The organism is Bacillus rhizoplanae (assembly GCF_917563915.1).
In the GTDB taxonomy this organism is placed as follows: domain Bacteria; phylum Bacillota; class Bacilli; order Bacillales; family Bacillaceae_G; genus Bacillus_A; species Bacillus_A rhizoplanae.
In genome coordinates this window covers 45,726-70,354 of the sequence record NZ_CAKJTI010000018.1, presented here as the reverse complement: position 1 = coordinate 70,354, position 24,629 = coordinate 45,726, and the positions used below count along the sequence as shown (strand labels likewise).

General features: G+C 38.7%; 18 protein-coding genes, 6 tRNA genes and 1 rRNA gene. 20 read left to right on the top strand and 5 right to left on the bottom strand.

Annotated elements, in window-relative coordinates; genetic code table 11:
- The 13 genes from rrf to glmS form a co-directional block, all read left to right on the top strand.
- Window positions 1-99: ribosomal RNA gene (gene rrf / locus LRP84_RS15600) — 5S ribosomal RNA — on the top strand; the annotation flags it as partial.
- Window positions 100-110: 11 nt separating this feature from the next.
- Window positions 111-187 (top strand) — tRNA-Met (locus tag LRP84_RS15595).
- Between the two features lie 3 nt (window positions 188-190).
- Window positions 191-266: transfer RNA gene (locus tag LRP84_RS15590), tRNA-Asp, on the top strand.
- A gap of 132 nt (window positions 267-398) precedes the next feature.
- Window positions 399-473: transfer RNA gene (locus LRP84_RS15585), tRNA-Gln, on the top strand.
- Between the two features lie 5 nt (window positions 474-478).
- Window positions 479-554 (top strand) — tRNA-Lys (locus tag LRP84_RS15580).
- A gap of 5 nt (window positions 555-559) precedes the next feature.
- Window positions 560-634, top strand: a tRNA-Gly gene (locus LRP84_RS15575).
- A gap of 4 nt (window positions 635-638) precedes the next feature.
- Window positions 639-711 (top strand) — tRNA-Ala (locus LRP84_RS15570).
- A gap of 327 nt (window positions 712-1,038) precedes the next feature.
- Entirely contained in the window at window positions 1,039-2,190 is a 1,152-nt protein-coding gene (locus tag LRP84_RS15565; RefSeq protein WP_230575919.1) for a glycerate kinase, read from the top strand.
- A gap of 158 nt (window positions 2,191-2,348) precedes the next feature.
- Window positions 2,349-3,242, top strand: coding sequence for an arginase (gene rocF / locus LRP84_RS15560; RefSeq protein ID WP_230575918.1), 894 nt, complete (start codon window positions 2,349-2,351; stop codon window positions 3,240-3,242).
- Between the two features lie 205 nt (window positions 3,243-3,447).
- On the top strand, window positions 3,448-4,272 hold the full coding sequence (cdaA, locus tag LRP84_RS15555) for a diadenylate cyclase CdaA (RefSeq protein WP_230575917.1): 825 nt from the start codon (window positions 3,448-3,450) through the stop codon (window positions 4,270-4,272).
- Window positions 4,265-5,587, top strand: coding sequence for a CdaR family protein (locus LRP84_RS15550; protein WP_230575916.1), 1,323 nt, complete (start codon window positions 4,265-4,267; stop codon window positions 5,585-5,587). The genes cdaA and LRP84_RS15550 overlap by 8 nt, the downstream gene beginning before the upstream one ends.
- A gap of 2 nt (window positions 5,588-5,589) precedes the next feature.
- On the top strand, window positions 5,590-6,936 hold the full coding sequence (glmM, locus tag LRP84_RS15545) for a phosphoglucosamine mutase (protein ID WP_230575915.1): 1,347 nt from the start codon (window positions 5,590-5,592) through the stop codon (window positions 6,934-6,936).
- Between the two features lie 485 nt (window positions 6,937-7,421).
- Entirely contained in the window at window positions 7,422-9,224 is a 1,803-nt protein-coding gene (gene glmS, locus LRP84_RS15540; protein WP_230575914.1) for a glutamine--fructose-6-phosphate transaminase (isomerizing), read from the top strand.
- A gap of 165 nt (window positions 9,225-9,389) precedes the next feature.
- On the opposite strand, the gene LRP84_RS15535 is transcribed toward glmS, so the two are convergent.
- Window positions 9,390-10,523 carry an aminotransferase class V-fold PLP-dependent enzyme gene (locus tag LRP84_RS15535; protein WP_230575913.1) on the bottom strand — a complete coding sequence of 378 codons (1,134 nt, stop codon included), beginning with the start codon at window positions 10,521-10,523 and terminating at the stop codon, window positions 9,390-9,392.
- A 364-nt stretch (window positions 10,524-10,887) separates the two neighbouring features.
- Between LRP84_RS15535 and LRP84_RS15530 the strand changes: the two genes are divergently transcribed.
- The gene (locus LRP84_RS15530) at window positions 10,888-11,322 is read left to right on the top strand and encodes a DUF6526 family protein (RefSeq protein WP_230575912.1); all 435 of its coding nucleotides are present in this window, start codon (window positions 10,888-10,890) and stop codon (window positions 11,320-11,322) included.
- Window positions 11,323-12,457: 1,135 nt separating this feature from the next.
- The gene (locus LRP84_RS15525; RefSeq protein WP_230575911.1) at window positions 12,458-12,829 is read left to right on the top strand and encodes an iron chaperone; all 372 of its coding nucleotides are present in this window, start codon (window positions 12,458-12,460) and stop codon (window positions 12,827-12,829) included.
- 277 nt (window positions 12,830-13,106) lie between these two features.
- Here the strand turns inward: LRP84_RS15525 and LRP84_RS15520 are convergent, their stop codons facing one another.
- The gene (locus tag LRP84_RS15520; RefSeq protein ID WP_230575910.1) at window positions 13,107-14,309 is read right to left on the bottom strand and encodes an MFS transporter; all 1,203 of its coding nucleotides are present in this window, start codon (window positions 14,307-14,309) and stop codon (window positions 13,107-13,109) included.
- A gap of 197 nt (window positions 14,310-14,506) precedes the next feature.
- Here LRP84_RS15520 and LRP84_RS15515 point away from each other — a divergent pair, with 197 nt between their 5' ends.
- Window positions 14,507-15,385, top strand: coding sequence for a LysR family transcriptional regulator (locus LRP84_RS15515; RefSeq protein ID WP_230575909.1), 879 nt, complete (start codon window positions 14,507-14,509; stop codon window positions 15,383-15,385).
- 277 nt (window positions 15,386-15,662) lie between these two features.
- Here the strand turns inward: LRP84_RS15515 and LRP84_RS15510 are convergent, their stop codons facing one another.
- Window positions 15,663-17,099 (bottom strand): APC family permease, encoded by a 1,437-nt coding sequence (locus LRP84_RS15510; protein ID WP_230575908.1) that lies wholly within the window; start codon window positions 17,097-17,099, stop codon window positions 15,663-15,665.
- Window positions 17,100-17,603: 504 nt separating this feature from the next.
- Here LRP84_RS15510 and LRP84_RS15505 point away from each other — a divergent pair.
- From LRP84_RS15505 to LRP84_RS15495, 3 genes are all read left to right on the top strand, one after another.
- Complete coding sequence (locus LRP84_RS15505) at window positions 17,604-18,800, top strand: FAD-dependent monooxygenase (protein WP_230575924.1); 1,197 nt, start codon at window positions 17,604-17,606, stop codon at window positions 18,798-18,800.
- A 279-nt stretch (window positions 18,801-19,079) separates the two neighbouring features.
- Window positions 19,080-19,460, top strand: a complete 381-nt coding sequence (locus LRP84_RS15500; protein WP_230575907.1) for a VOC family protein — start codon at window positions 19,080-19,082, stop codon at window positions 19,458-19,460.
- Between the two features lie 286 nt (window positions 19,461-19,746).
- Entirely contained in the window at window positions 19,747-20,598 is an 852-nt protein-coding gene (locus LRP84_RS15495) for a putative protein N(5)-glutamine methyltransferase (protein ID WP_230575906.1), read from the top strand.
- 99 nt (window positions 20,599-20,697) lie between these two features.
- On the opposite strand, the gene mug is transcribed toward LRP84_RS15495, so the two are convergent.
- On the bottom strand, window positions 20,698-21,204 hold the full coding sequence (mug, locus tag LRP84_RS15490; protein WP_230575905.1) for a G/U mismatch-specific DNA glycosylase: 507 nt from the start codon (window positions 21,202-21,204) through the stop codon (window positions 20,698-20,700).
- A 347-nt stretch (window positions 21,205-21,551) separates the two neighbouring features.
- Between mug and iscB the strand changes: the two genes are divergently transcribed.
- A complete protein-coding gene (gene iscB / locus LRP84_RS15485) occupies window positions 21,552-22,799 on the top strand; it encodes an RNA-guided endonuclease IscB (protein WP_230575904.1) in 1,248 nt (415 codons plus the stop codon).
- Window positions 22,800-23,181: 382 nt separating this feature from the next.
- Here iscB and scfB read toward each other — a convergent pair whose 3' ends face one another.
- Window positions 23,182-24,588: a thioether cross-link-forming SCIFF peptide maturase gene (scfB, locus tag LRP84_RS15480; RefSeq protein ID WP_230575903.1), complete on the bottom strand. Its 1,407-nt coding sequence runs from the start codon at window positions 24,586-24,588 to the stop codon at window positions 23,182-23,184.
- Between the last annotated feature and the right edge of the window lie 41 nt (window positions 24,589-24,629).

The following is a 24,629-nucleotide window of genomic DNA, read 5'->3' as shown; positions in this document are numbered from 1 at the left end:
AGAGGTCACACCCGTTCCCATACCGAACACGGAAGTTAAGCTCTCTAGCGCCGATGGTAGTTGGGACTTTGTCCCTGTGAGAGTAGGACGTTGCCAGGCTTTATTATCATCGCGGGGTGGAGCAGTCTGGTAGCTCGTCGGGCTCATAACCCGAAGGTCGCAGGTTCAAATCCTGTCCCCGCAACCAAATGGTCCCGTGGTGTAGTGGTTAACATGCCTGCCTGTCACGCAGGAGATCGCCGGTTCGATCCCGGTCGGGACCGCCATTTAAACTTCTAATAGATGGAAGTTGTTTTTTTTGTTAGAGGATATGATAAAATATATTTCTTCACTGAAAAATCTTGTGAAGCGAATTTAAGTGATATCCTCAAAGTTGTTAATTTATTCGATTAAATCGATGGGCTATAGCCAAGCGGTAAGGCAACGGACTTTGACTCCGTCATGCGCTGGTTCGAATCCAGCTAGCCCAGCCATTTAAGAGCCATTAGCTCAGTTGGTAGAGCATCTGACTTTTAATCAGAGGGTCGAAGGTTCGAGTCCTTCATGGCTCACCATTTTTGCGGAAGTAGTTCAGTGGTAGAATACAACCTTGCCAAGGTTGGGGTCGCGGGTTCGAATCCCGTCTTCCGCTCCAACCTGGGGCCTTAGCTCAGCTGGGAGAGCGCCTGCCTTGCACGCAGGAGGTCAGCGGTTCGATCCCGCTAGGCTCCATACACATAAAAGAAAAGCTTGAAGTCCAATACTGGATTTCAAGCTTTTTTGTTTATCCCCTGCGACTCGTGTGCGGTATGTTAGAGTTTTCTATCAGTGAGGAATGAAGATTTACTGATGAAAGTTTTACTTTATCCCGCATTAACGGGCAGTAAGACTCCCACCTCAAGATTGAGAGGGAGGCGAAGAAGATAGATGGGGGATGAAGAAAATCCCCACTGATGGAAGTTTCACTTTATTCCGCTAGCTTATTTTTGGTAAATTAGAGCGAGATATATCTTGTAATATGTTTAGTGGTTTGCATACAGTGAAAGGGAGTTGTTTCATGTGAAGATTATCATTGCGTCTGATTCTTATAAAGAAAGTTTAACTGCATTAGAAGTATGTGAAGCAGTAGAGAAAGGATTTCGCTCTATATATCCAGAAGCAGAGTATATAAAAATTCCTATTGCAGATGGTGGGGAAGGGACAGTACAAGCTCTTGTTGATGCAACACAGGGAAGAATCGTGAATATTCCTGTTACAGGTCCATTAGGAAATGTAGTAGAAGGATTTTACGGCCTCTCCTCAGATAAACGGACCGCTTTTATTGAAATGGCAGCTGCCTCTGGTTTACACCATGTTCCACTTGATAAAAGGAATCCACTCCTAACGACAACAAGGGGAACAGGAGAACTTATTTTACACGCGCTAGAACAAGGAGTTCATCATATTGTTTTAGGGCTTGGGGGAAGTGCTACAAATGATGGAGGAGCAGGAATGTTATCTGCTTTAGGTGTGCGTTTTTTTGATAGCGATAATCGTGTTATAGAGCCGAATGGCGGGAATTTAGATTCTATTACTTCTTTTGATATGTCACAGTTAGATTCTCGTTTAAAGAAGGTTAAAATTGAGGCAGCTTGTGATGTTGCGAATCCGTTAACAGGAGGAACAGGGGCATCGTTTGTATTTGGAAGACAAAAAGGTGCCACAGACGAGATGGTAGAGAGGTTAGACTGTAATTTGAAGCATTATGCCCAATTAATCAAACAAACTCTTCATATTGATATTGAATTTATTCCGGGAGCAGGTGCTGCGGGCGGACTTGGAGCGGCTATCGTTGCCTTTTTACATGGCATCCTTAGAAAAGGTATTGATATTATACTTGATTACACGAATTTTAATGTTCATTTGCAAGATGCAGATTTAGTGATTACGGGAGAAGGACGAATTGATGAACAGACAGTGTATGGGAAAGCACCTATAGGAGTGGCAAAACGTGCTAAAGAGTATAATCTTCCTGTTATTGCAATTGCTGGAGCTGTTCATTCGAATCATACTCCTATTTATAAAGAAGGTGTTGATGCTGTATTTAGCATTGTTTCAGGAGTAATGACATTAGAAGAAGCATATGAAATGGGAAAAGAAAATATTTATATAACAGCACGAAATATTGCAGCTGTATGGAAACTTGGATTACAAAAACATCTCTATTCGTAAGAGATGTTTTTTTTATGCATATTTGAACGGAAAAATCTAATTTTATCACCTCTTTATATTGTATTAAGTGTATATAAATACAAAAAAATGTCAAGTTGAGTCAGACAATAGAAAAGATTTAAAATATTTAGTGAAAGCATAAAAGGGGGAGATCATCTATGAAGAAAGAAGTTTCAATTGTGGGAGTACCAATGGATTTAGGACAAACGCGCCGCGGTGTTGATATGGGAGCGAGTGCAATTCGTTATGCTGGAGTTGTTGAAAGAATTCAAAGTATAGGATATAACGTGGAAGACTTAGGGGATATATGCATTGAAAGAGAATTTCAAATAAATGAAAATGAAAAGTTAAAAAATCTTGAACAAGTTGTAAAAGTATGTAACGAACTAGCAAGTAAAGTTGATACTATTATTGAGAAAAAAAGTTTCCCGCTTGTGTTGGGCGGCGATCATAGCATTGCAATTGGAACACTTGCTGGAATTGCAATGCATTATAAAAATCTTGGCGTTATTTGGTATGATGCGCATGGAGATTTAAATACAGAAGAAACTTCTCCATCTGGTAATATTCATGGCATGTCATTAGCTGCAAGCTTAGGTCATGGTCATCCATCACTTGTTAATTTATACGGTGAGTATCCGAAAGTGAAAAAAGAAAATGTGGTTATCATTGGTGCTCGTTCTTTAGATGATGGAGAGAAAGAATTTATTCAGAAAGAGGGTATTAAAGTTTTCACTATGCATGAAATTGATCGTATGGGAATGACGGCAGTTATGGAAGAAACAATTGCATACTTATCACATACAGATGGTGTACATTTATCTTTAGATTTAGATGGTCTCGATCCACATGATGCACCTGGCGTGGGTACTCCGGTTATGGGTGGATTATCGTATCGTGAAAGCCATTTAGCAATGGAAATGCTTGCTGAATCAGGTATTATTACATCTGCTGAGTTTGTGGAAGTGAATCCAATTTTAGATGAAAGAAATAAAACTGCAATTGCAGCTGTTGCATTAATGGGATCTTTATTTGGTGAAAAGTTGAAATAATTTTAAAAAACAGCTGAAAAGCTGTTTTTTTTATTTTAAAATAAAGGTACAGCAACAAAGAATGTTAATACCTCCCTTTTTAAAGTCTGATATCTAACGAATGTATTGTCAGGTTTAGGAAGGAGGTTTGAAATTGTAGTTCATATAATGTATGTTATAATTAACTAATTGTTGTAAATTACATATAGATGGAGGAAGGGTCAGAATGCCTTTTGGAGATATGAATGTTTTTTTGAAATATCTCAGCACTATAGTAGATATCGGCCTTGTATGGTTTGTTATATATAAATTAATTCTTGTAATCCGTGGTACAAAAGCTGTACAACTTTTGAAAGGGATTACGGTAATTATTATTGTTCGCATTTTAAGTTATGTTTTTGAATTGCATACCTTGCAATGGCTTATGGATCAAGCATTAACTTGGGGATTTTTAGCGATTATTATCATTTTTCAACCAGAGTTAAGACGTGCCCTTGAGCAGCTTGGACGAGGAAGTTTATTTTCACGTGGAAGTAATAAAGAGGATGATGAACAGGAGTCTGTCGTCAATGATGTTGTAAAGGCCACAGAATATATGGGGAAACGTCGCATCGGTGCGCTTATTACAATGGCTAGAGAGACTGGTATGGGGGATTACATTGAAACAGGAATCCCATTAAATGCAAATATTTCATCAGAGCTATTAATTAATATCTTTATACCGAATACACCTCTTCATGATGGGGCAGTCATTATGCAAGGAGATATTATTAAAGCAGCTGGTTGTTACTTACCATTATCAGAAAGCCCATTTATTTCTAAAGAATTAGGAACGCGTCACCGGGCAGCGATGGGAGTAAGTGAAGTAACAGACAGTTTGACAATTGTTGTGTCAGAAGAAACTGGGCAAATTTCCTTAACAAAAAACGGTGAATTACATCGTGATTTGAAAAGTGAACAATTAAAGGAAATGCTTATGAAAGAGCTAAGTGGAAATATAAAAGAATCTTCTTCATCTTTATGGAATTGGAGGAGAAAACGTCATGGATAAGTTAATGGATAACCATTGGTTTTTAAGGGGAATTTCATTATTGTTGGCAATCATGCTTTACATGTCAACAAACCTAGATAAAAATGTATCAGGTGATTTTAATCCATCGCCTTTTCCTGTAGGAGATACAACAGAAACAATATCTGGAGTTCCGGTATCTGCTTACTATGACGAAGATAAGTATATTGTAAGTGGTATTCCAGAAAATGTAACAGTTACTCTTGAAGGACAAAATAATGTTGTAGCTGCAGCTAAAGTAAAACGACAGTATGAGGTATTTGTCAATTTACGAGGGTATACACCGGGGACATATGAGATTCCTTTAAAATATAGCGGTGTTCCGAGCAATTTACATTTAAAGGTTCAGCCAGCGAAAATAAAAGTTACAATTCAAAAGAAAGAAGTAAAATCTTTTCCTGTAGAAGTGAAGTATTTAAATGAGAACCAACTACAGGCAGGAACGATTGTAGACAAACCTATTGTAAAGCCAAGTACTGTTGAAGTATCAGGTACAGAGGAAGAGCTTTCGCGAATTGCACTTGTGCGAGCGTATGTTGATTTGAAGGGTGTTAATAAAACGGTCACAAAAGAGGCGAAAATTGTATTGTATGATAAAGAGGGGAATCGTTTGGATTTGAAAACAGGTTCTTCTACTGTCAATGTCACTATACCAATTTCATCACCTGAAAAAACAGTTCCCTTAGGTGTAACGAAAAAAGGGAGCTTACAAGAAGGGATATCTGTAACGAATATAAAAGTTGAACCCAGTGAAGTAACGATTTATGGTTCAAAAGAAGTACTTGATAATATTACATCTCTTGATGGCGTCGAAGTAGACTTAAGTAAAATTACAGAGTCTACAACCTTCGATGCCTCTGTTTCTTTACCTAAAGGTGTTACAAAAGCAGAACCTAGTCAAGTAAAGGTAACAGTTGAAGTACAAAAGCAACAGAGCAAAACAATAGACGGTATTCCTTTGCAGGTAAATGGATTATCGGATTTATTAACAATGAAATTATTAGACCCGGCAAATGGGAAAATCAGTGTTGATATTTTTGGGGATGCAAGTGCTGTAGAAAAAGTAAATGCAGCACAGATTAAAGCATCAATTAATTTAGGAAATATGGATGTAGGAACACACGATGTTCCAATTCAAATTACTGGTCCCGATAATGTCACATTAGAATTAAAACAAAAGAATGCGAAGGTAGAACTTGCAAAGAAAGAAGAAACAGGAAAAGAAGTACAAGGTCAGCCGGAGCAGCCGGAGCAGAAGCCGGATAAAGGAAATGAGCAAGAAAGAAGGAGCGAATAGTAATGGGAAAATATTTTGGTACTGACGGCGTACGCGGTATTGCGAATAAAGAATTAACGCCGGAATTAGCATTTAAAATTGGGCGATTTGGTGGCTACGTATTAACAAAGAATACAGAGCGTCCAAAAGTTATTATCGGCCGTGATACACGTGTGTCTGGACATATGTTAGAAGGTGCTTTAGTAGCTGGATTATTATCAATTGGAGCAGAAGTAATGCGCCTTGGTGTTATTTCTACCCCTGGAGTTGCATACTTAACAAAAGCGTTAGATGCGCAAGCTGGCGTGATGATTTCTGCATCTCATAATCCTGTACAAGATAATGGAATTAAGTTCTTTGGTCCAGACGGATTTAAATTAACAGACGAGCAAGAGGAAGAAATCGAAGTATTATTAGATAAAGAAATAGATGAGCTTCCACGTCCTGTGGGTACAGCATTAGGTCAAGTAAATGACTACTTTGAGGGCGGACAAAAATACTTACAATACATTAAACAAACTGTAGATGAAGATTTTGCGGGCTTACATATCGCATTAGATTGTGCGCACGGTGCGACATCTTCCTTAGCACCGTATTTATTTGCTGATTTAGAAGCGGATATCTCGACAATGGGAACAGCGCCAAATGGTATGAATATTAACGAGGGCGTAGGTTCTACGCACCCAGAAGTATTAGCAGAGTTTGTGAAAGAAAAAGGTGCTGATATCGGTCTAGCATTTGACGGAGATGGTGACCGTTTAATTGCTGTTGACGAAAAAGGAAATATTGTAGATGGCGATCAAATTATGTACATTTGTGCAAAATATATGAGCGAATCTGGAAAATTAAAACATAATACAGTTGTTTCGACAGTCATGAGTAATTTAGGTTTCTATAAAGCATTAGAAGCAAATGGCATTACAAGTGATCAAACAGCTGTTGGTGACCGTTACGTAATGGAAGAAATGAAACGTGGTGGCTATAACCTCGGCGGTGAACAATCTGGTCATATTATTTTCTTAGATTACATTACAACTGGCGATGGAATGTTAAGTGCACTTCAACTTGTTAACATTATGAAAATGACGAAAAAATCATTATCTGAGCTTGCAAGTGAAATGAAAAAATTCCCGCAATTACTTGTGAATGTTCGTGTAACAGATAAAAAACAAGCATTAGAAAATGAAAAAATTAAAGAAATCATTCGTGTTGTAGAGGAAGAGATGAATGGTGATGGGCGTATTCTTGTTCGTCCTTCTGGTACAGAGCCATTAATTCGTGTTATGGCAGAGGCGCCAACACAAGATCTTTGTAATCAATACGTAAGCCGTATTGTAGAAGTTGTAAAAGTAGAAGTTGGAGCTGAATAATAGGCGAATTTTATGATAAAAAGGAGCACAAAATGTGCTCCTTCTGCATATAATGTTTATCTGTAATGAAAAAAATTTCATTGACGATTTATTCCATTTGTTATAAGATGATTTTGTTCTTTTTCTCGGCAAAATAGATTGAAGTAAGAAGCGCCAGAACTACCTGAGACGTAGTTGACGAGGAGGAGTTTATCGAGATTTCGGCGGATGGCTCCCGGTTGTTCATCACAACCGAAAACTTTTACTTAAAGCATTGGGGTGACTCAATGGACAAAGGTGAAAGTGTGATGAGAGAAGAGGAACGGATTACACTAGCAGTATGAAGTATACGGACTGAAACCAAAGAGAGAGGAAGGTGAAAGCCGTTACAAGCTTACAAAGCTAGCGATATGTAAAATCCGTTTTTTGTGTATGAATAATAAGGATCGGACTATGTCGTTACATGTTTATGTGAGAATGTAAGCATGTTGTAACGGCGACAAAACATGTGTGGAATCGTAGGATTTATTGGTGAACAAGATGCAAAGGAAATTTTATTAAAAGGTTTAGAGAAGCTAGAATACCGCGGATATGATTCAGCTGGTATTGCAGTGCAAGCAGCGAATGGCGTTGTTGTATTTAAAGAAAAAGGTCGCATTGCAAAGCTTCGCGAAATCGTGGATGAAAATGTAGCAGCTAACGTGGGAATCGGTCATACACGTTGGGCAACTCATGGCGTACCAAGTCAGGTAAACGCACATCCACATCAAAGTGCTTCAGAGCGCTTTACCCTTGTGCATAACGGTGTAATTGAAAACTATGAGCTATTAAAGAATGAATATCTTCAAGATGTGAACTTTGTAAGTGAAACAGATACAGAAGTAATCGTTCAGCTTGTAGAAAAACAAGTGAAGACAGGTTTGACGGTAGAAGAAGCATTCCGTAAAACGTTAACATTATTACACGGTTCATATGCATTGGCATTACTTGATGCAGAAAACCCAGACATGATTTATGTTGCTAAAAACAAAAGCCCGCTATTAGTGGGTACTGGAGATAACTTTAATGTTGTTGCAAGTGATGCAATGGCAATGCTACAAGTTACAGATCAATTTATCGAGCTAATGGATAAAGAAATGGTTTTTGTAACAAAAGAAAAGATTACAATTCAAAATTTACAAGGTAAAACGATTGATCGTGCACCATTTACAGCAGAATTAGATGCAAGTGACATTGAAAAAGGAACATATCCTCATTTCATGCTAAAAGAAATTGATGAACAGCCGCTTGTAATCCGTAATATTATTCAAAAGTACCAAAATGAAGATGGCGAAATCGAACTAGATAAAGAGATTCGTGATGCGATTTTAGAAAGTGATCGTATCTATATTATCGCATGTGGAACGAGTTATCATGCGGGTCTTGTTGGAAAACAATTCATTGAGAGTTTTGCAAAAGTACCAGTAGAAGTACATGTAGCAAGTGAATTTTCTTACAACATGCCATTATTAACAGAAAAACCATTCTTTATTTACATTTCACAAAGTGGTGAGACTGCAGATAGCCGTGCAGTACTTGTGCAAACAAATGAAATGGGACATAAAGCATTAACAATTACAAACGTGCCAGGTTCTACACTGTCTCGTGAAGCTGATTATACATTACCATTACATGCTGGCCCAGAAATCGCAGTAGCTTCTACAAAGGCATACACAGCACAGCTTGCAGTACTAGCGATTTTAGCAGCTGACATTACAAAAGCAAAAGGTTTAGCAGTTGACTTTGATTTAATCCAAGAACTTGGTCTTGTTGCAAACGCGATGGAAGTACTTTGCAATCAAAAAGATGAAATGGATGCAATTGCAAAAGAATACTTAGCAACAACACGCAACTGTTTCTTCATTGGCCGCGGTGTTGACTTCTATGTTGGTTTAGAAGGCGCATTAAAGCTAAAAGAAATCTCTTACATCCAAGCAGAAGGCTTTGCTGGTGGAGAGTTAAAACACGGTACAATCGCGTTAATTGAAAAAGGTACACCAGTTATCGCACTTGCTACTCAAGAGCACGTAAACCTTGGTATTCGCGGTAACGTAAAAGAAGTAGCAGCACGCGGAGCAAACCCTTGCATCATCGCAATGAAAGGCTTAGAAATGGAAGGCGACCGCTTCATCGTACCAGCTGTACACGAAGCACTAGCACCGCTTGTAGCAGTTATTCCATTACAGTTAATTGCATACTATGCAGCACTTCACCGTGAGTGTGACGTTGATAAGCCTCGTAACTTAGCTAAGTCAGTTACTGTTGAGTAAGAGTTTGGTAATTTGATAGATATTTGTTTCATTAAAAAAATGTTTTAGACTATAGAATAAAGTATTAGACTGTTAAAAAATAGATGTAGACTGAAAAGGTGTTTTCCATACGTGAAAACACCTTTTGTTTCCATAAATCCCGAAAGAGGAAGTAAATATATTTGCTTAATCTCCACTTGTTAAGATCGCAAGTTCATCTATTGCATATTTTATTTCATCTTTAGTGTTATAGAAATGAGGAGCAATTCTTATTACATCTTTTCTTGCAGAAACAATAATTTTTTTGTCCCTTAATATCTTTTCCACATTTGATGCATTTTCAATATAAAAAGGCATCAGACTTGTTCTATCATCAGTAGATAATGGTCCAATAAGATGTAACCCTTTTTCTTGTCCGTAGTGTATGGTGAATTGGGTTAGTTCTTTTAAATAGCTTTCAATATTATCTATCCCAACCTCCAGTAGCAATTTTAGTGCCTCGTAGGCTGCATAAATACTTATAAAAGAAGGCGTACCCGTTTCAAAACGACGAGCTCCCCTTGCAAAAACAGGATTATAAATGTTAAATGAAGATGCTTGTTCTTGTCCTAGCCATCCAGTAACTCTTGGTCTCAATTGTTCTGCCAGTTCTTTTTTTATATACAAAAATGCTACGCCAGGAATTCCTAACATGTATTTACGAGTTCCCGTTGCTAGTATATCAATCTCCATCTCTTTCACATTAATCGGAGTATGTCCTGCTGATTGGTAAGCATCGAGGAATAAAAGCGAGCCTTTTCTATGCACAATATCAGCAATCTCTTTAACATTTTGCTTATATCCGTTGTAATAGTTTACATGGGGAATACATGTAATAAGCGTGTCAGTTGTTATTTCTTTTTCATATTGTTCTAGAGGTATTTCCCCATTAGAAGAACGAATTATGGAGATATTATCTTTAAATGGTTCTTGTGCAAACCATATATGACCAACAGTTGGAAAATCTATATCTGTAAACACGATTTTATTCTTCTCTTGCTGATAAGGAAGAGAAGTTGCAATGGCAGAAATGGCATTAGAAACAGAAGATAATACAGCAACCTCATCCGTTTCAGCCCCAATAAGTTCGGCAAATTTTATTCTAGTCTCATCGATTTTCCTTATCGCTTCATTCCAATTACTACCGGACAGAAGTAGGCTCTTATGATATTCCTCAATACCTTCTGAAATAGACTTTGCTAATGCACCTTGAGAGCAACTAGCTAGATGTGTATGCGTATCTAGTATAGGAAATAATGAACGATAAAAATTATGGTTCATTTTCTTTACCTCCTTTTCTTCACATTAAATAATTTTGTATGTAAATCCTAAGACCTTTCTTTCACTATACTGTTTCTTTAATTGAACAAAGAATCCTGTATACTCTATACATGTAAGGTTAACATAACGCATCATTATCGGGATTCAATGTATTTAAAAGACTATTAAAAGTCCCCCAGACTGTTTAACTGAGGGACTTTTGTGTTCACATAATTTTTGTTATCGGAAGTTTTTTATAAACAATCAGAGGAGAATTTGTAGTATGTGTTCCTATTAATATTGTAGATGCCTCATTGGTGCGTTTGTCGTTGCGAGTTATATATTTAAATGGGAGTACATAAGATAGAGAATAGGAGGGAAATACATGCAATCTCAAAATTATAAGAACCATACTCGTATGCATCCTGTGTATCATTATGTATTGACACTTTTAGTTTTAGGAACGTTGGTAGGTGCAATTATAAATATGGTTCGTGCTATTAATGCGGGAACTAATATTCTTCAAGCTGTTATTCTTGTATTGATTATGATTATTATCGTTATCGTTGCAGCGCTTGTAAGAATCTATGCACTAAAGGCGCAAGACCGGGCAATTCGAGCAGAAGAAAGTCTTCGTTATTATGTACTAACCGGAAAGTTGCTCGATCCTGTCCTCAGTATGGGTCAAATTGTCGCGTTACGATTCGCTAGCGACAATGAGTTTGCAGATTTGTGTAAAAAAACCTTTGCCGAAGGGCTAAAGCCGGATGACATTAAGAAATCTATCAAGGATTGGAAGGCTGACCATAATCGCATTTAACTAGAGAAAAAACACGTTAGAATCAGGTTTCTAACGTGTTTTTTAGTGCTAGGATGATTTTCCCACCAAGTTTATCCCATAGTGGGGGTTCAGCCGAGGTACGTGCAAAACTAGGTCACAGAAATACATTATTTACCAAATGTTATTTTTCAGTGATATTTGTAACATAAACGTTCGTTTTTGTTACGTTTTGTATTTGAAAATATGGAATATCCTAACGAACTCCAATACAGGACATGCTAAATGTTTTTGTTGAGCTCCTTCAAATCCAAGAACCGAATAAAAAAGATGAATAAGAGTATTGTGTCAATTGAATTTTGTATACTGTATACATGTGAGGTTAACATAACGTAACATTATCAGCAGTAATCATATCCCAAAAATCCATTCATACCAAGAGTTTGCCAGCCTCCTGTTCCCTCCACTGTATGCAGGGTTTCATACAGCCCTGTCACGACAGCATTTGGCAGTTCAAATTGTTCTCGTAGCCTGCATGAAATCATGCATATCCTTAGCGTATAAAATACGCATTTTGCCGTCAGCACCCCCCGTATAAAAATCGCATATCTGCTATTTAGTCTAATACTTTATTTTAATACAATCTATTATCTATTCATGACATATAATGATGAATCTAAATCTTTATTTTATGAGTTGAGGTGAGAATAGAAGAAAGAATAGGATTGTATCAATAAAGTTCAGTCTAATACATTTTTTAAATGGAACAATATTTTGTGGCTTTGAAAAAAGGTTAACTGTTTTTAAAAAGTTGCACCGTTTCACCCCGCTAGATATGATTATCTAAAGAGGTGTTTTTTTTGTCTAAGAGAACGAGAACATCTAAAGTTGATAAGTGGATGAAAGAAGGCCGAGGAGTAGGAATTGGTGTGCAGTGACAATAAAGTCGTTTAATACCATCTATCAAATCTATCGGTAGGTAATTGCTGTATCTTTAAGAGCAAAATTAAACAACTTTATTATATATACACACAATGAGGTTAGATTACAAACTGAGTGTCTAAGTATCCTGCCAAAGATACGGATGGGGTTGCAAATGGTGGAATTGATGTCATGGCGTATTGGCATGAAAAATTACATCGTTCAAAAATAATTTTTTATTTTAGGAGAGAATGACATGGAAGTTTTTTTAAAATATTTAGCAGGTATCGATAACCCCGACCACCAGGGCCGAACAGAGGAAATTTTGGCGTGGGTTGCTAATGAATTCCCAAATTTGGAAGCGCAAATCAAGTGGAATACGCCAATGTTTACCGATCACGGCACATTTATCATCGGCTTTTCCACAGCGAAACATCATTTGAGCGTTTCACCCGAGGAAGTAGGCATTGCGCACTTTGCCGATGACATTGTACAAGCTGGCTACAGCGCTACCAAAGGCTTGTTTCGAATTCCGTGGAATGAGCCAGTAAATTACGAATTACTTGAGAAAATGATCGAGTTTAATATTTTGGATAAGGCAGACTGTTCAACTTTTTGGCGGAAATAAAAAATCGGATTATTAAGGGTGAACTAAACCCTGAATAGGTCCACTTTTTTTAAAGTGTCCACTATTCGGGATTCGGTTCAATTAATTTTGATCAAACTTTATTACAAACCAACAACATATGATAAAAAGCATGACAGCTTATGTCATGCTTTTTTGTTTTATAATTAAAAATAATTTTAAGTACTTTGTTCAAAACATTTTTATTTGTATGCACGTAAAGAGTAATTTGTCACTAGTTCATACACCACTCCATTATATTTCATAAATTAAAAATACCCTAAGAAATCTTTTCCTTTTTCGCAATAGAACGTGGAGATATTCTACCATGCAGTAAATAGTAAACCCCAATTCCGATTATTATAAAGAATGAACAATAAAAATATAATGAGCCATGATCAATTTTAGCTGCTGCAACACCAAAGATAAATGATCCAATACCGAACCCAAAATCGAATACAGAAAGGAATGTAGCCGTAGCCAATGCCCTCTTTTTAGGAGGTGCTACTTGAATCGCAATGGTTTGAAGACTAGGAAACACGGTTCCCCAACCTAATCCAATAAGGGCTGCTGCTGAAAGAAATAACAAGGACGTATTCGATACACTCAATAAGAACGTACCGACTGCAAAGCATAAAATAGCGGGATAAATTATAATATTTGCCCCAAATAAATCAAACCATTTTCCAGTAGATGGCCGGGAAATTAAAAGGACAACTGCGTACACAACAAAGAAATAACCAGCAGCTTCCACTAAACCTTGCTCTTTAGCATATATGGATACGAAGGAAACAATTCCCGAATAAATGAGTGCAAAGAAAGCTGAAACCAATGATACAGGAATGGCGGATTTCTCCAAATAATCTCCAATTTTCATACTTGTTTTTTGTTCAATTGCCCGTTCTGGCATAACAGTTTTCTTAGGTAATTTAACGAATAATCCTGCAACGAGTGCAAAGAGAGCACATAATGCATTTATGATAAACATTACATTTGTCCCTGCTTGTTGCATAACAGTCAAACCTAAAAGGGGACCAATAGCCATACCAAGATTTAGCGTTAGTCCATAGTACCCCATCCCTTCTCCTTTGCGGGATTCCGGGATGAGATCGGCCACAATTGCTCCAGCGGCCGTTGTTGCCATTCCAAAGCCAATTCCATGAAACAAGCGAAGAGTTAGCAAGCCAATAACAGATTGTGGAATAAGATACAAAATTGAAGCTGCGAAAAGAACAAGGAGGGAACTTATAAAAACGATATACTTTCCTGCCTTTTCGATCCATTTACCTGCAAATGGGCGTGTTAGGATGGATGCGATCAAAAAAACTGTAGTAATAAGTCCTGCTTCAGATTCGGCACCATGCAATTCTTTTAAAGCATATATCGGCAGTGTAACTAACAAATAATAAAATGTTGTAAACACAAGAAAATTAGTAATGGCAATACTGATAAAATCCCTAGTCCATAATCGGGGTTTATCCAATATTTCCACCTCCCATATAATTAATATTAAACTCCTACGTTTTGGTCTTTCTCATCAAACAAACATTAAAACCCATGTTTGAATTATTTTCATTCTATTTTATTTGCTTACTTATATTATCACCTATATATTTATATGGAAAATATCTATAATGTTACTTATATATATCAAAATCATATATATTATGGAGGGAAACGATGGATATAAGACAATTACGCTATTTTCGTATCATTGCTGAAGAAGGACAAATTTCTCGTGCTGCCAAAAAACTTCACATGGCACAACCCCCATTAAGCCAGCAACTTCGACTTATGGAAGAAGAGATTGGTGCCGTACTATTAGAACGAAAAAGAAATGGGAAGACCATGGAACTCACTGAGGCGGGCAAAGTTCTATATAAAAAAGCCCAGAATATTTTAAACTTATTTGAGGAGTCGATATTAGAAGTAAAAGAAGCTGGTGAAGGAATCAGGGGTTCTCTATCCATTGGTACAGTTGTCTCATGTGTTTCTTATCTGCCTAAAAGAATTCAATATTTCCATGAAAACTATCCAATGGTTTCATTTAAACTGTGGGGAGGAGATCAAGTTGAATTGGGTAAACAGTTGGAAAACCGCAATATTGAACTTGCCATTGTTCGTCTTCCTTTGGAAATGGAAGGTCTTTCTATGATTCCTTTGGGAATGGAATCATTTGTTTTTGTGGTACCGAAGGATTGGCAAACTTTCCATTCAAAAGAAGCTATTCAAATGAAAGAGATTGAAGACATACCTTTATTGCTAGTCCACAGAACGAAGGGAGAGGGAGTGTATGAAAGAATTATAGAAGAATGTGAACGATTCGAATTCCAGCCAAATATTTTGTGCGAATGTCCAGATGTTAATATACTTCTTTCTTTAGTTGAAGCTGGCATTGGAGCAAGTATACTTCCTAAATCTTCAGTATCTACATTTCGTAATATTGGAATTAGAGTATTGGATATCCTAGATTCCTCTCTTCAATCAGAGACAGCATTAGTTTGGCTTAAACAACGATATCTTTCCAAAGCAGCACGTAGATTTATCGAACTATTTTAGCTAACCCCCACTGACGGAAGTTTTACTTTATTTCTAGTTGTATGTACTTTCTAGCAGTAATAATTTGAAATGTAACTCTAAACTTATTGATCACTTCACAGCATGAAAGGAGATGCTTTGATGAGCACTGGGATAAACACTTAATTACTACAATTAATTGTGTGCGAATTCAAGAAAAATGAAACTACCTGTCCACTAAAGAATATAGCAAACAGGTAATTTCAGTGTTTTGATGTTTGTCCATTTTTAGGGTTCACTTCAGTAACGGGGGGATTACTTACGAGTGCTCTTCATCAATGTTTGTATTTTGAATCCCGATTTTTCCTGCTTTAATCTTGCTTCGGAACAACACAAAATATACAAGAGCTCCCGTTGCAAATAGTGTTCCGCCTACAATTGCCACTCCATGAAACATATCAGGGATAGTCAATACCCCCATTTCGAACACGAGCCATATTAAAGCGCCATACGTGACAGATGCTCTCCATTTCCCTAAATTGAACGTCTCCGCGTCAGGCAAATCTTTTCTACGCAAATAGTAAGCTAAAACTGTTATGAAGTATAAAGCGGTAAGAACAACAGATGTTGACCCGACTAGTAAAGTTAAAGAATCAGAGAATAGGATTGCTATAATATCGAGAACTAATACAAGCAAAATCGCATTTACCGGTACGGATGTTCCTGGGTTTACCTTTTTAAAATAACGTGAAGCAAAAAATACATCGTCCCGCGCCATTGCATAAATGACACGGGAAGCGGAAGCCATTCCGATTAATCCACATGCAAAAATGGAAATGATAACAAGAAGCATAAACAAAGTGCCGATGAATTGGCCGAGCTTTGTTTTAATAATAAGTGGAAGCGGGTTGGCAGAAGCTGTCACACCGGCTAAATCCGTAATGGAAATTGTAACAGTAAAAAGAAAAGCAAACCCAATGATACCACCAATCAGTAACGCGAAAAATACAGCACGTGGTACATTTTTACTCGCGTCAATTGTTTCTTCCGAAAGATTCGCCGCGGCTTCAAAGCCGACCATGGTCCACGATCCCATTAGCATAGCAATCACAAAGCCACCAAGGAACGTGCCGCTTTTCTGCTCGCCAATATTTGTTAGCATATCCCAATTCGGAGTTGTGAATAGCGCAACAACAGCAAGAATAACAAGAATGCCCACCATACCGATCACTTCGGTATATACTGCAATGTCATTGAGACGAGAAGCCAGTTTTACGCCAAAAATGTTGAGGGCAGCCTGTAGCAGTAGGGTTGCGAGTGCAATGTAAAAAAGGTTTTTTCCCCCGATATTCCAGCCGAATACATCAGCAATGAGTGGAGCCAGGCCGAAATCGACGGCAGGAATGACAATGACAAAAAAGCAAAATCCGAGCCAGCCGGAAAACCAACCTAATCCTTGATTTGCCAGCCGCGTTACCCATTGGTACGAGTAGCCGCTGAGTGGCATTCTTCCCGCCAATTCGGCAATAACAAGAGCGACAAGCAAGTGGCCTGCTAATACGATTGGCCACGTCCAAATACCTGCGGGCCCCGCATTGTTTAAAACAAAACCAAAATTTGTGAAAATGCCCGTTGTGATGGACATAAATGAAAACGCGACTGCAAAAGAGCTAAAAAACTTTAAAGACCTCCTTAATTCTTGCTTGTAGTGATATTGCTCCATGTTATTCGTTTCCTGCTTGATTTTTGTTTGCATAAAAAGCCCCCTTTCGATTTTCCTGTACGTTGTATACCCTCCTAGCTTGTTTCTCTCCTTTCTTTTTAGACTGAAAATTCAGTCTTTTTGAGCGATTTCATTCACTCTCTTCTATTGCAAGTACCATACCAATTATACAATTCGCGTCATGCTTGAATTTTGTAAGCTCTTCATTGTTTAAAATGTTGTCCTATTATGAAATTTTGGGTAGTTTATTCAAAATTTCATATTCTGTTTAAGGTGTTTACATTATTTTACAATTTTCGAAAAATAATTCAACATTCCTTTTTTATAATTAAACAGATTTCACCAAATTGAAACAAAAGGGGTAAGAAAATGAAAAAAGAAAAATTATTGTTCCATTTTTGAGTTTAGCTATTTTTGAGATATTTTGTTAGATTATTAGATTCCTATGATTTTGCTGCGGTACATAAATAAAATAGGCCTTGAATATACTGTGAATATGTTTTATGACCTTAATTAGGATAGGAGTGAATAAGCATTATAAAACAAACGACGCGCGTCCTTATTTCTGGTGCGAGCATTGCTGGGCCGGCACTAGCTTACTGGCTTCACCGCTACGGCTTCGATGTGACTGTAATAGAACGTGCGCCCGCATTGCGCCCAGGTGGATATGGTGTTGATATTCGTGGTGTAGCCGGTACGGTGCTTAAGCGGATGGGGATACTCGATCAAGTTCGTGCAGCTGACACGCACATGACTGGTGTTTACTTCGTGAACAGCAAAGGCAAAATCGAAGGTAAAATAAGCGAAGCGAGTATGGGGAATCAGCAGGGGCTGGATATCGAAATCATGCGCGAGGACCTTAGTAATATTTTGTACGACTTGACCAAGGATACGGTCGAATATATTTGGGACGATTCGATTACCGCTATACATGAGACTGAAGCAGGTGCAGAAGTCCAATTTATTCTTAGCAAGCCGCAGACATTCGATCTGGTCATCGGTGCGGACGGGCTCCATTCCAATGTACGCACCTTAATTTTTGGTGACAAAGAACAATTTAAACGTACTCTCGGCTGTTATATCTCGATTTTTACCCTCGAGAATTACCTTAACCTTGACCACCGCCAGCTGCTTTATACGATGCCAGGCAAAACTGTAGGTATGTATAGTGCCCGTGATAGTACTGAAGCAAAGGGTATGTTCGTGTTCAAATCAGAGACACTGAAGTACGATCGCTATGATGTGGAAGCCCAAAAGAAACTTGTAGACAATGCTTTCCAAGGTGATACGGGTTGGGAAACTCCGCATCTACTCAAAACTATGAAAGAGGCGACAGACTTTTACTTTGATGAGATTTGTCAGATTCATATGCCGACATGGTCAAAGGGGCGGATTACATTGGTAGGTGATGCGGCGTATGGCCCATCACCACTTTCGGGTCAAGGTTCTAGCCTCGCACTTGTCGGAGCTTATGTACTAGCTGGTGAACTGAAAGCTGCGCAAGGCAATTACGACCGTGCCTTTGTTGCCTATGAAAAAGAGATGAGAAAGTTTGTTGAGAAAAATCAAAAAATAGGGCTAACAGCTGCTGGAGGCATGATCGAAAGCTCAAACTCCAAAATCTTGCTGCGCAATTTCATGTTGCGTGTACCTATCCTTATGGGTGTAATGTTTAAGATGATTACGAAAATGATAGTGAAAGCTTCCAATGAGATTGAATTGAAAGATTATTGATATAGATATTTAAGAGGGGAGTTTCAGTACACCTTTAATAATATTGTTGATTTTCCGCAATCGGGCGTTTTAATGGGATAAGGATTACAAAAATAATCAAACTTTATCCCGCTATTCGCGGGCAGTAAGACCCCTACCTCAAGATTTAGAGAAAAAATTGTTTAGGCCTTACATTTGATATAATCATTAAGCAGTTATATGATATTACTACTAAAGTATAATGAAATGCTCAAACGAAAAATCAATATTAACTGAACTAGAAGAAAGTGGGGGAAGTAAATGATTAATAAAGTCGGTCAAATTATGCTGTATGTAAATAACCAAGATGAGGCATTGCAATTTTGGACAGAAAAAGTAGGGTTTAGTGTAATTTCTGAAGAAGATAACGGCCAAGGATTTAGATGGATTGAAATTTCTCCAACAAAGGAAGCAGGAACGAGTATCATTCTTCACAATAAGGAATTCATTGCTAAAATGCAGCCTGAATTAAATCTTAATACCCCTTCGATGATGTTTTTCACGGAAAATCTTGATAAGTTATATAAAGACCTTTCGGATAAAGAAATTACAGTCGGAGAAATTGTAAGTATGCCTTCTGGTAGAGTATTTAACTTTGCTGATAATGAAAACAATTATTTTGCGGTCATGGAAAAAAAGTAATTCACAAAATTATAGGAGAAACAAACATCAAAACGAATTTTAGTCGTTTTGATGTTGAGTGACAATAAAGTTATTTAATTTAATATAAAGTCACTTAAAAACACACCTTTGGGATCTCATGATGACATCTCTTTTGGTGTGTTTTTTTATAAAGAGTAATAAGAAAAATTCCATCTCCAAGTGTCTGATGAAAATAAAGTTGTAGACTGAAAAAAAGGTTAAACAGAACTTCAATTTAATTCACTAAGCTAACGGATAGATTATGAAGAGGGGAATGAGGGAATTTATGGACTCAAGGAAAGCATCTTTGAGCTTCGATAAAGTCAATTGTGGCGGTTTTTATGGAGACATCGTCTGTACAGTCATCGTTACTAAGCTTCGGGCTGCTGGTTGTGTTTTCGCCGAAGATGAGGCCCGGTTGCTTATTTCTGCGGCTCGGACGCTGGAAGATCTCGCCGCCATGGTGGACCGGCGAGTAGCTGGTTTGCCCCTCGAACACGTCATCGGCTGGGCGGAGTTTTGCGGTCTGCGGATAGCGGTGGACCCGGGCGTTTTCGTACCCCGCCACCGTACTGAGTTTCTCGTTCGCCAGGCTGCCGCTCTCACCAGGCAAGGAGCCGTCGTGGTTGACTTGTGCTGCGGTTCGGGCGCGTTGGGCGCCGCGCTGGCCGCAACGCAGGAACGAATTGAGTTACATGCCTCCGACATTGACCCAGCCGCGGTGCGGTGCGCCTTGCGCAACGTCGCTGCCGCTGGGGGGCACGTGTATGAAGGTGACCTTTACGAGCCGCTGCCCGCCACACTGCGGGGCCGCGTCGATATCCTGGTTGCTAACGTACCTTACGTACCTACTGAGGTGATTAGGATGCTACCCCCAGAGGCTCGCATACATGAGGCGCGTGTGGCACTCGACGGAGGTGTGGACGGGCTCGATGTCCAGCGACGAGTGGCGGCGGCGGCGCCAGAGTGGCTGGCACCTGGCGGTCATTTGCTGGTCGAGACTAGTGAACGGCAGGCAAAGCAAACTGTTGAGATCTTCGCTCGTAATGGGGTGATACCGCAGGTGGCCCGTTCTAATGAACTGGATGCCACCGTTGTCATCGGAACTAGGCCCGCCTGTTTATCCCACTATTCGTGAGCAGTAAGACACCCACCTCAAGATTTAGAGAGAAACAAAGAAGATAGGTGGGAGTAGTTCAATGCACAAAAACGACGGTACTAAATAACTACTGATGTCTTACTTGCATACTAATTGAGCCAGCTGCTTATAGATCTTCACAATTTCTTCAAGTCTTATTCTTACTAACCCGCTTGAGGAAGGGGCAACAAAATCAATTGTTCCAGGTATGACTGGCTCAGGCTGTTGTCCCCATGGGGCTACTTTTCGGCCGCTATATTCTTGATAAACGCCTTTCCCAACAAAACAGATTACTTCCGGCTTTAACTGTGTAATTTTCTGTTTTAAAATTTCTTTTCCTTCTTTATACTCTTCCTTGGTAATCTCATCTGCTGCCTTAGTTGGTCTTGCTACTATGTTTGTAAGGCCCATGTCCAAATCCAATAATTTATAGTCTTCCGAAGCATCATATTTTCTCGGTGTTAGTCCCGCTTCATGGAGAATTCTCCAAAAACGATTATTAGGATTAGCGAAGTGATGCCCTGTTTCACTTGAGCGAATGCTTGGATTAAAGCCGACAAACAAAATTTTTAAACCTTTTTTTAGATGATCATTAACTGGGTTCAAGATTAAACTGCCTCCTTATATGGAATACAAACTTACAAAGTTTTTTAATTTTACCACAACCTTTTTAGTTTCTTCTCAGTGTGTTGGAGTCAACCACCCACCACTTAAACGCTAACGCGTTTTGAAGTGGAGGCTTGTAAAAAGCCCTAGTTGTCTAGCCTTAGTCTTTTATAGACTCCGTTCGTAGGTTGCATACCCAAGAATGATTCTCTAGTTTTTGGCTCTATGATGGCTCTGTAACAGTTCTAATTGGGAAGGAACGGTCAACCAGAAGCCTTCTTATACAAGAAGTTGCCAACACCTACAAACATTGGCGAAGGGAAACAAACTCTTAGGAGGGACAAAACATGCGTGTATTTGTCAAGAATTTACGAGGAGAACCGCTTATGCCTTGCAATCCTCGTAAGGCACGTCTTCTTCTCAAACAAGGAAAAGCAAAGATTTTGAAATACACACCATTTACCATTCAACTGCTATACCCTACTGGTGAAACTATACAACCTGTTACAATCGGTGTTGATAGTGGTGCAAAGTATGTAGGCATTGCAATTACAACAGAAGAACAAGTACTTGCGAAAGGAACCATTGAGTTACGTCAAGACGTCAAAGAGAATCTGATCCTTAGATCTACACTACGTAGAAGTCGTAGACAACGTAAAACCCGCTACCGAAAAGCACGTTTTCTGAACCGAAAAAAGAAAGAAGGCTGGCTCCCACCATCCATTCAAAGTCGAATCGACAATGTTATTCATTGGATAGAGAAATTCAAATTCCTCTTACCATCTCCAAAAGTCATTGTCGAAGTAGGAAAATTCGATGCGCAAAAACTAAAAAAACTTGACATACAAGGAACAGAATATCAACAAGGAGATGCCTTTGGCTTTTGGAATACAAGATATTACGTATTTGCAAGAGACAACTATACGTGTCAAATTTGCAAGAAAAAAGGTGGTATCTTGCATACGCATCATATCATCGAACGATGCAACGGCGGTTCAGATATGGCAGATAATCTTGTAACAGTACATGAAGAATGCCATCAAAAGTTCCATCAGGGGAAAATCAAGCACAATTTCAAGAAACCAAAACAATATAAAGAGACGGCCTTTATGAATATACTGCGTTTGCAAATCATGAAACGCTTAGATTGTGAAATTACGTATGGCAGTTACACAACACCGATACGAAAAGAGTTGCGTTTACCAAAAACACATGTAAATGACGCCATTGCGATTACCAAACCAAAACAGTTACAAGAATATGACAAAAGTGGTGAATTTCGTATCAAACAATTTAGAAAGAAAAAACGTTCCCTCCATGAAGCAACTGCAAGAAAAGGAAGAAAAATGAAAAATAGAAATGCAAACCGAAACAAGAAAAATACACCACATGTAAATGGAATTTATTTAGGTGATAAGATGAAAGGATTTGGACAAGTAGGATTTGTGACAGGGTTTACAGGGAAAATGGTATACGTACAAGATATCAACGGACAATATATACAAAACCCATCTAAATCTTATAAGCAGGTAAATATATCAGATATGGAATGTATCCACCACAATAACAATTGGTTGTTCTTACAAGTGAGTTAGGCTGTGCCTAATCGAAATTCATCCCCACATTACCGCTGGGCTATTGCCCGTTACGCGTTTGAAGATGGGGACTTCTTTCGGAAATACGTTAAACTGTCTATAGAAAGATGTAAGGGGGAAGTGAGTCAAAAACGGACAAAATTCATGATACCTCTGGCTGTTATGTTAACGGTATTTTCGATTACATACAAAGTATTTTAGACTGAAAAAAGTGTTTTTATCATTCTTGTTCTTAGAGATAGATTTAAGCTGTTCTAAGGATAGACATATCAGATGTGAATTCTTAAATTTAAACAAAGACATTGAAATATTTTCAAAAAGGCTGAGCATAAACCAGATTTTTTTCTGATTTATGTCCCAGCCTTTTGTTGCATCTCTATGTTTATTCAACTATGGCCTGTTCACTTTGTTCCATAGCTCTGATAGATTCGGCTACTTTGACCATCATGGAACATTCGACTCTCTTGCGGAAGATGTCACAACTGAAGTCGTAAGTTCCCTTGAGGGAGCCGGTTGCATGCAGCGCGTTGGCAGGGCAACCGCCACTGCAGTAGAGTTTCGCCCAGCAGTCTTGGCATTCCGGCTTCGAGTAGCAGTTGTTTTCTTTAAATTGGCATTGCGTCTCTAGTTTTGTGATTCCATCCCAGATGTTTCCCATGCTGTATTCTTCATCGCCGACGAACTGATGGCAAGGGAAGAGCTCGCCCCATGGTGTGACAGCGAGATATTCAGTTCCTGAGCCGCAGCCGGAAATTCTCTTTTGGATGCAAGGACCTTCTGAGAGGTCAAGCATGTAATGGTAGAAGGTGAAGCCATTGCCTTCTTCCGCGCGCTCCAGCATTTCTTTGGCGAGAATTTCATACTGGTTATAAATCTCTGGGAGGTCCTCCTCAGTGAGCGCATATGGTTCACGTGGATCACAGATGACCGGTTCCATAGAGAGTTTGTCGAAACCAAGATCTGCAATGTGAAAAATATCATTGGTGAAGTCGACATTGTTGCGAGTGTAGGTTCCACGTACATAGTATTCTTTGTCTCCACGCTTTTCGATGAATTCCTGGAATTTCGGAACGATATAATCGTAGCTTCCTTTTCCAGTGACGGTTTTGCGAAGGTGATCATGAATCTCTTTTCTTCCATCAAGACTTAGTACTACATTGTACATTTCCTCGTTCAAGAAATCGGTGACCTCATCGTCCAGCAGCATGCCATTCGTAGTGAAGGTAAAACGAAAATTCTTTTTATACTCTTTTTCTTTGCTTCTTGCGTAAGCGACAATCTGCTTGACAACCTTCCAGGCCATGAGTGGTTCTCCACCGAAGAAGTCGACGTCGAGGTTTCGGTGATGCCCGGAGTTTTCTAATAGGTAATCGATGGCTCTTTGTCCAACCTCATAGCTCATGATTGCTCTGTTTCCGTTATATTTTCCTTGGCTGGCGAAGCAGTATTCGCATGATAGGTTACAGGTATGCGCGACATTGAGGCAGAGAGCTTTTACATAAGTTTGACGATTTCTCAAATCAATTGAGAGGTCCTTAAATTCATCCTCAGTAAAGAGTTGCCCATCATTTTTTAACTCTTCGACATCCGCGATTGTTTCGCGAATGTCCTCCTCGGAGATTTTGGAATCATGTGTGTACTTTTCTAGCATCATTGTCACGATTTCTTCCGCAGGAGTATTCTCATAAAGCGCGATAATTTCATAGGCGAGGTCGTCGACAGCATGCACCGATCCACTATAGGTATCGAGCACGATGTTGTATCCATTTAATTTATATTGATGAATCATGCTTAATAATCAAACTCCTTTTGTCCATAAAGTGAAACTTC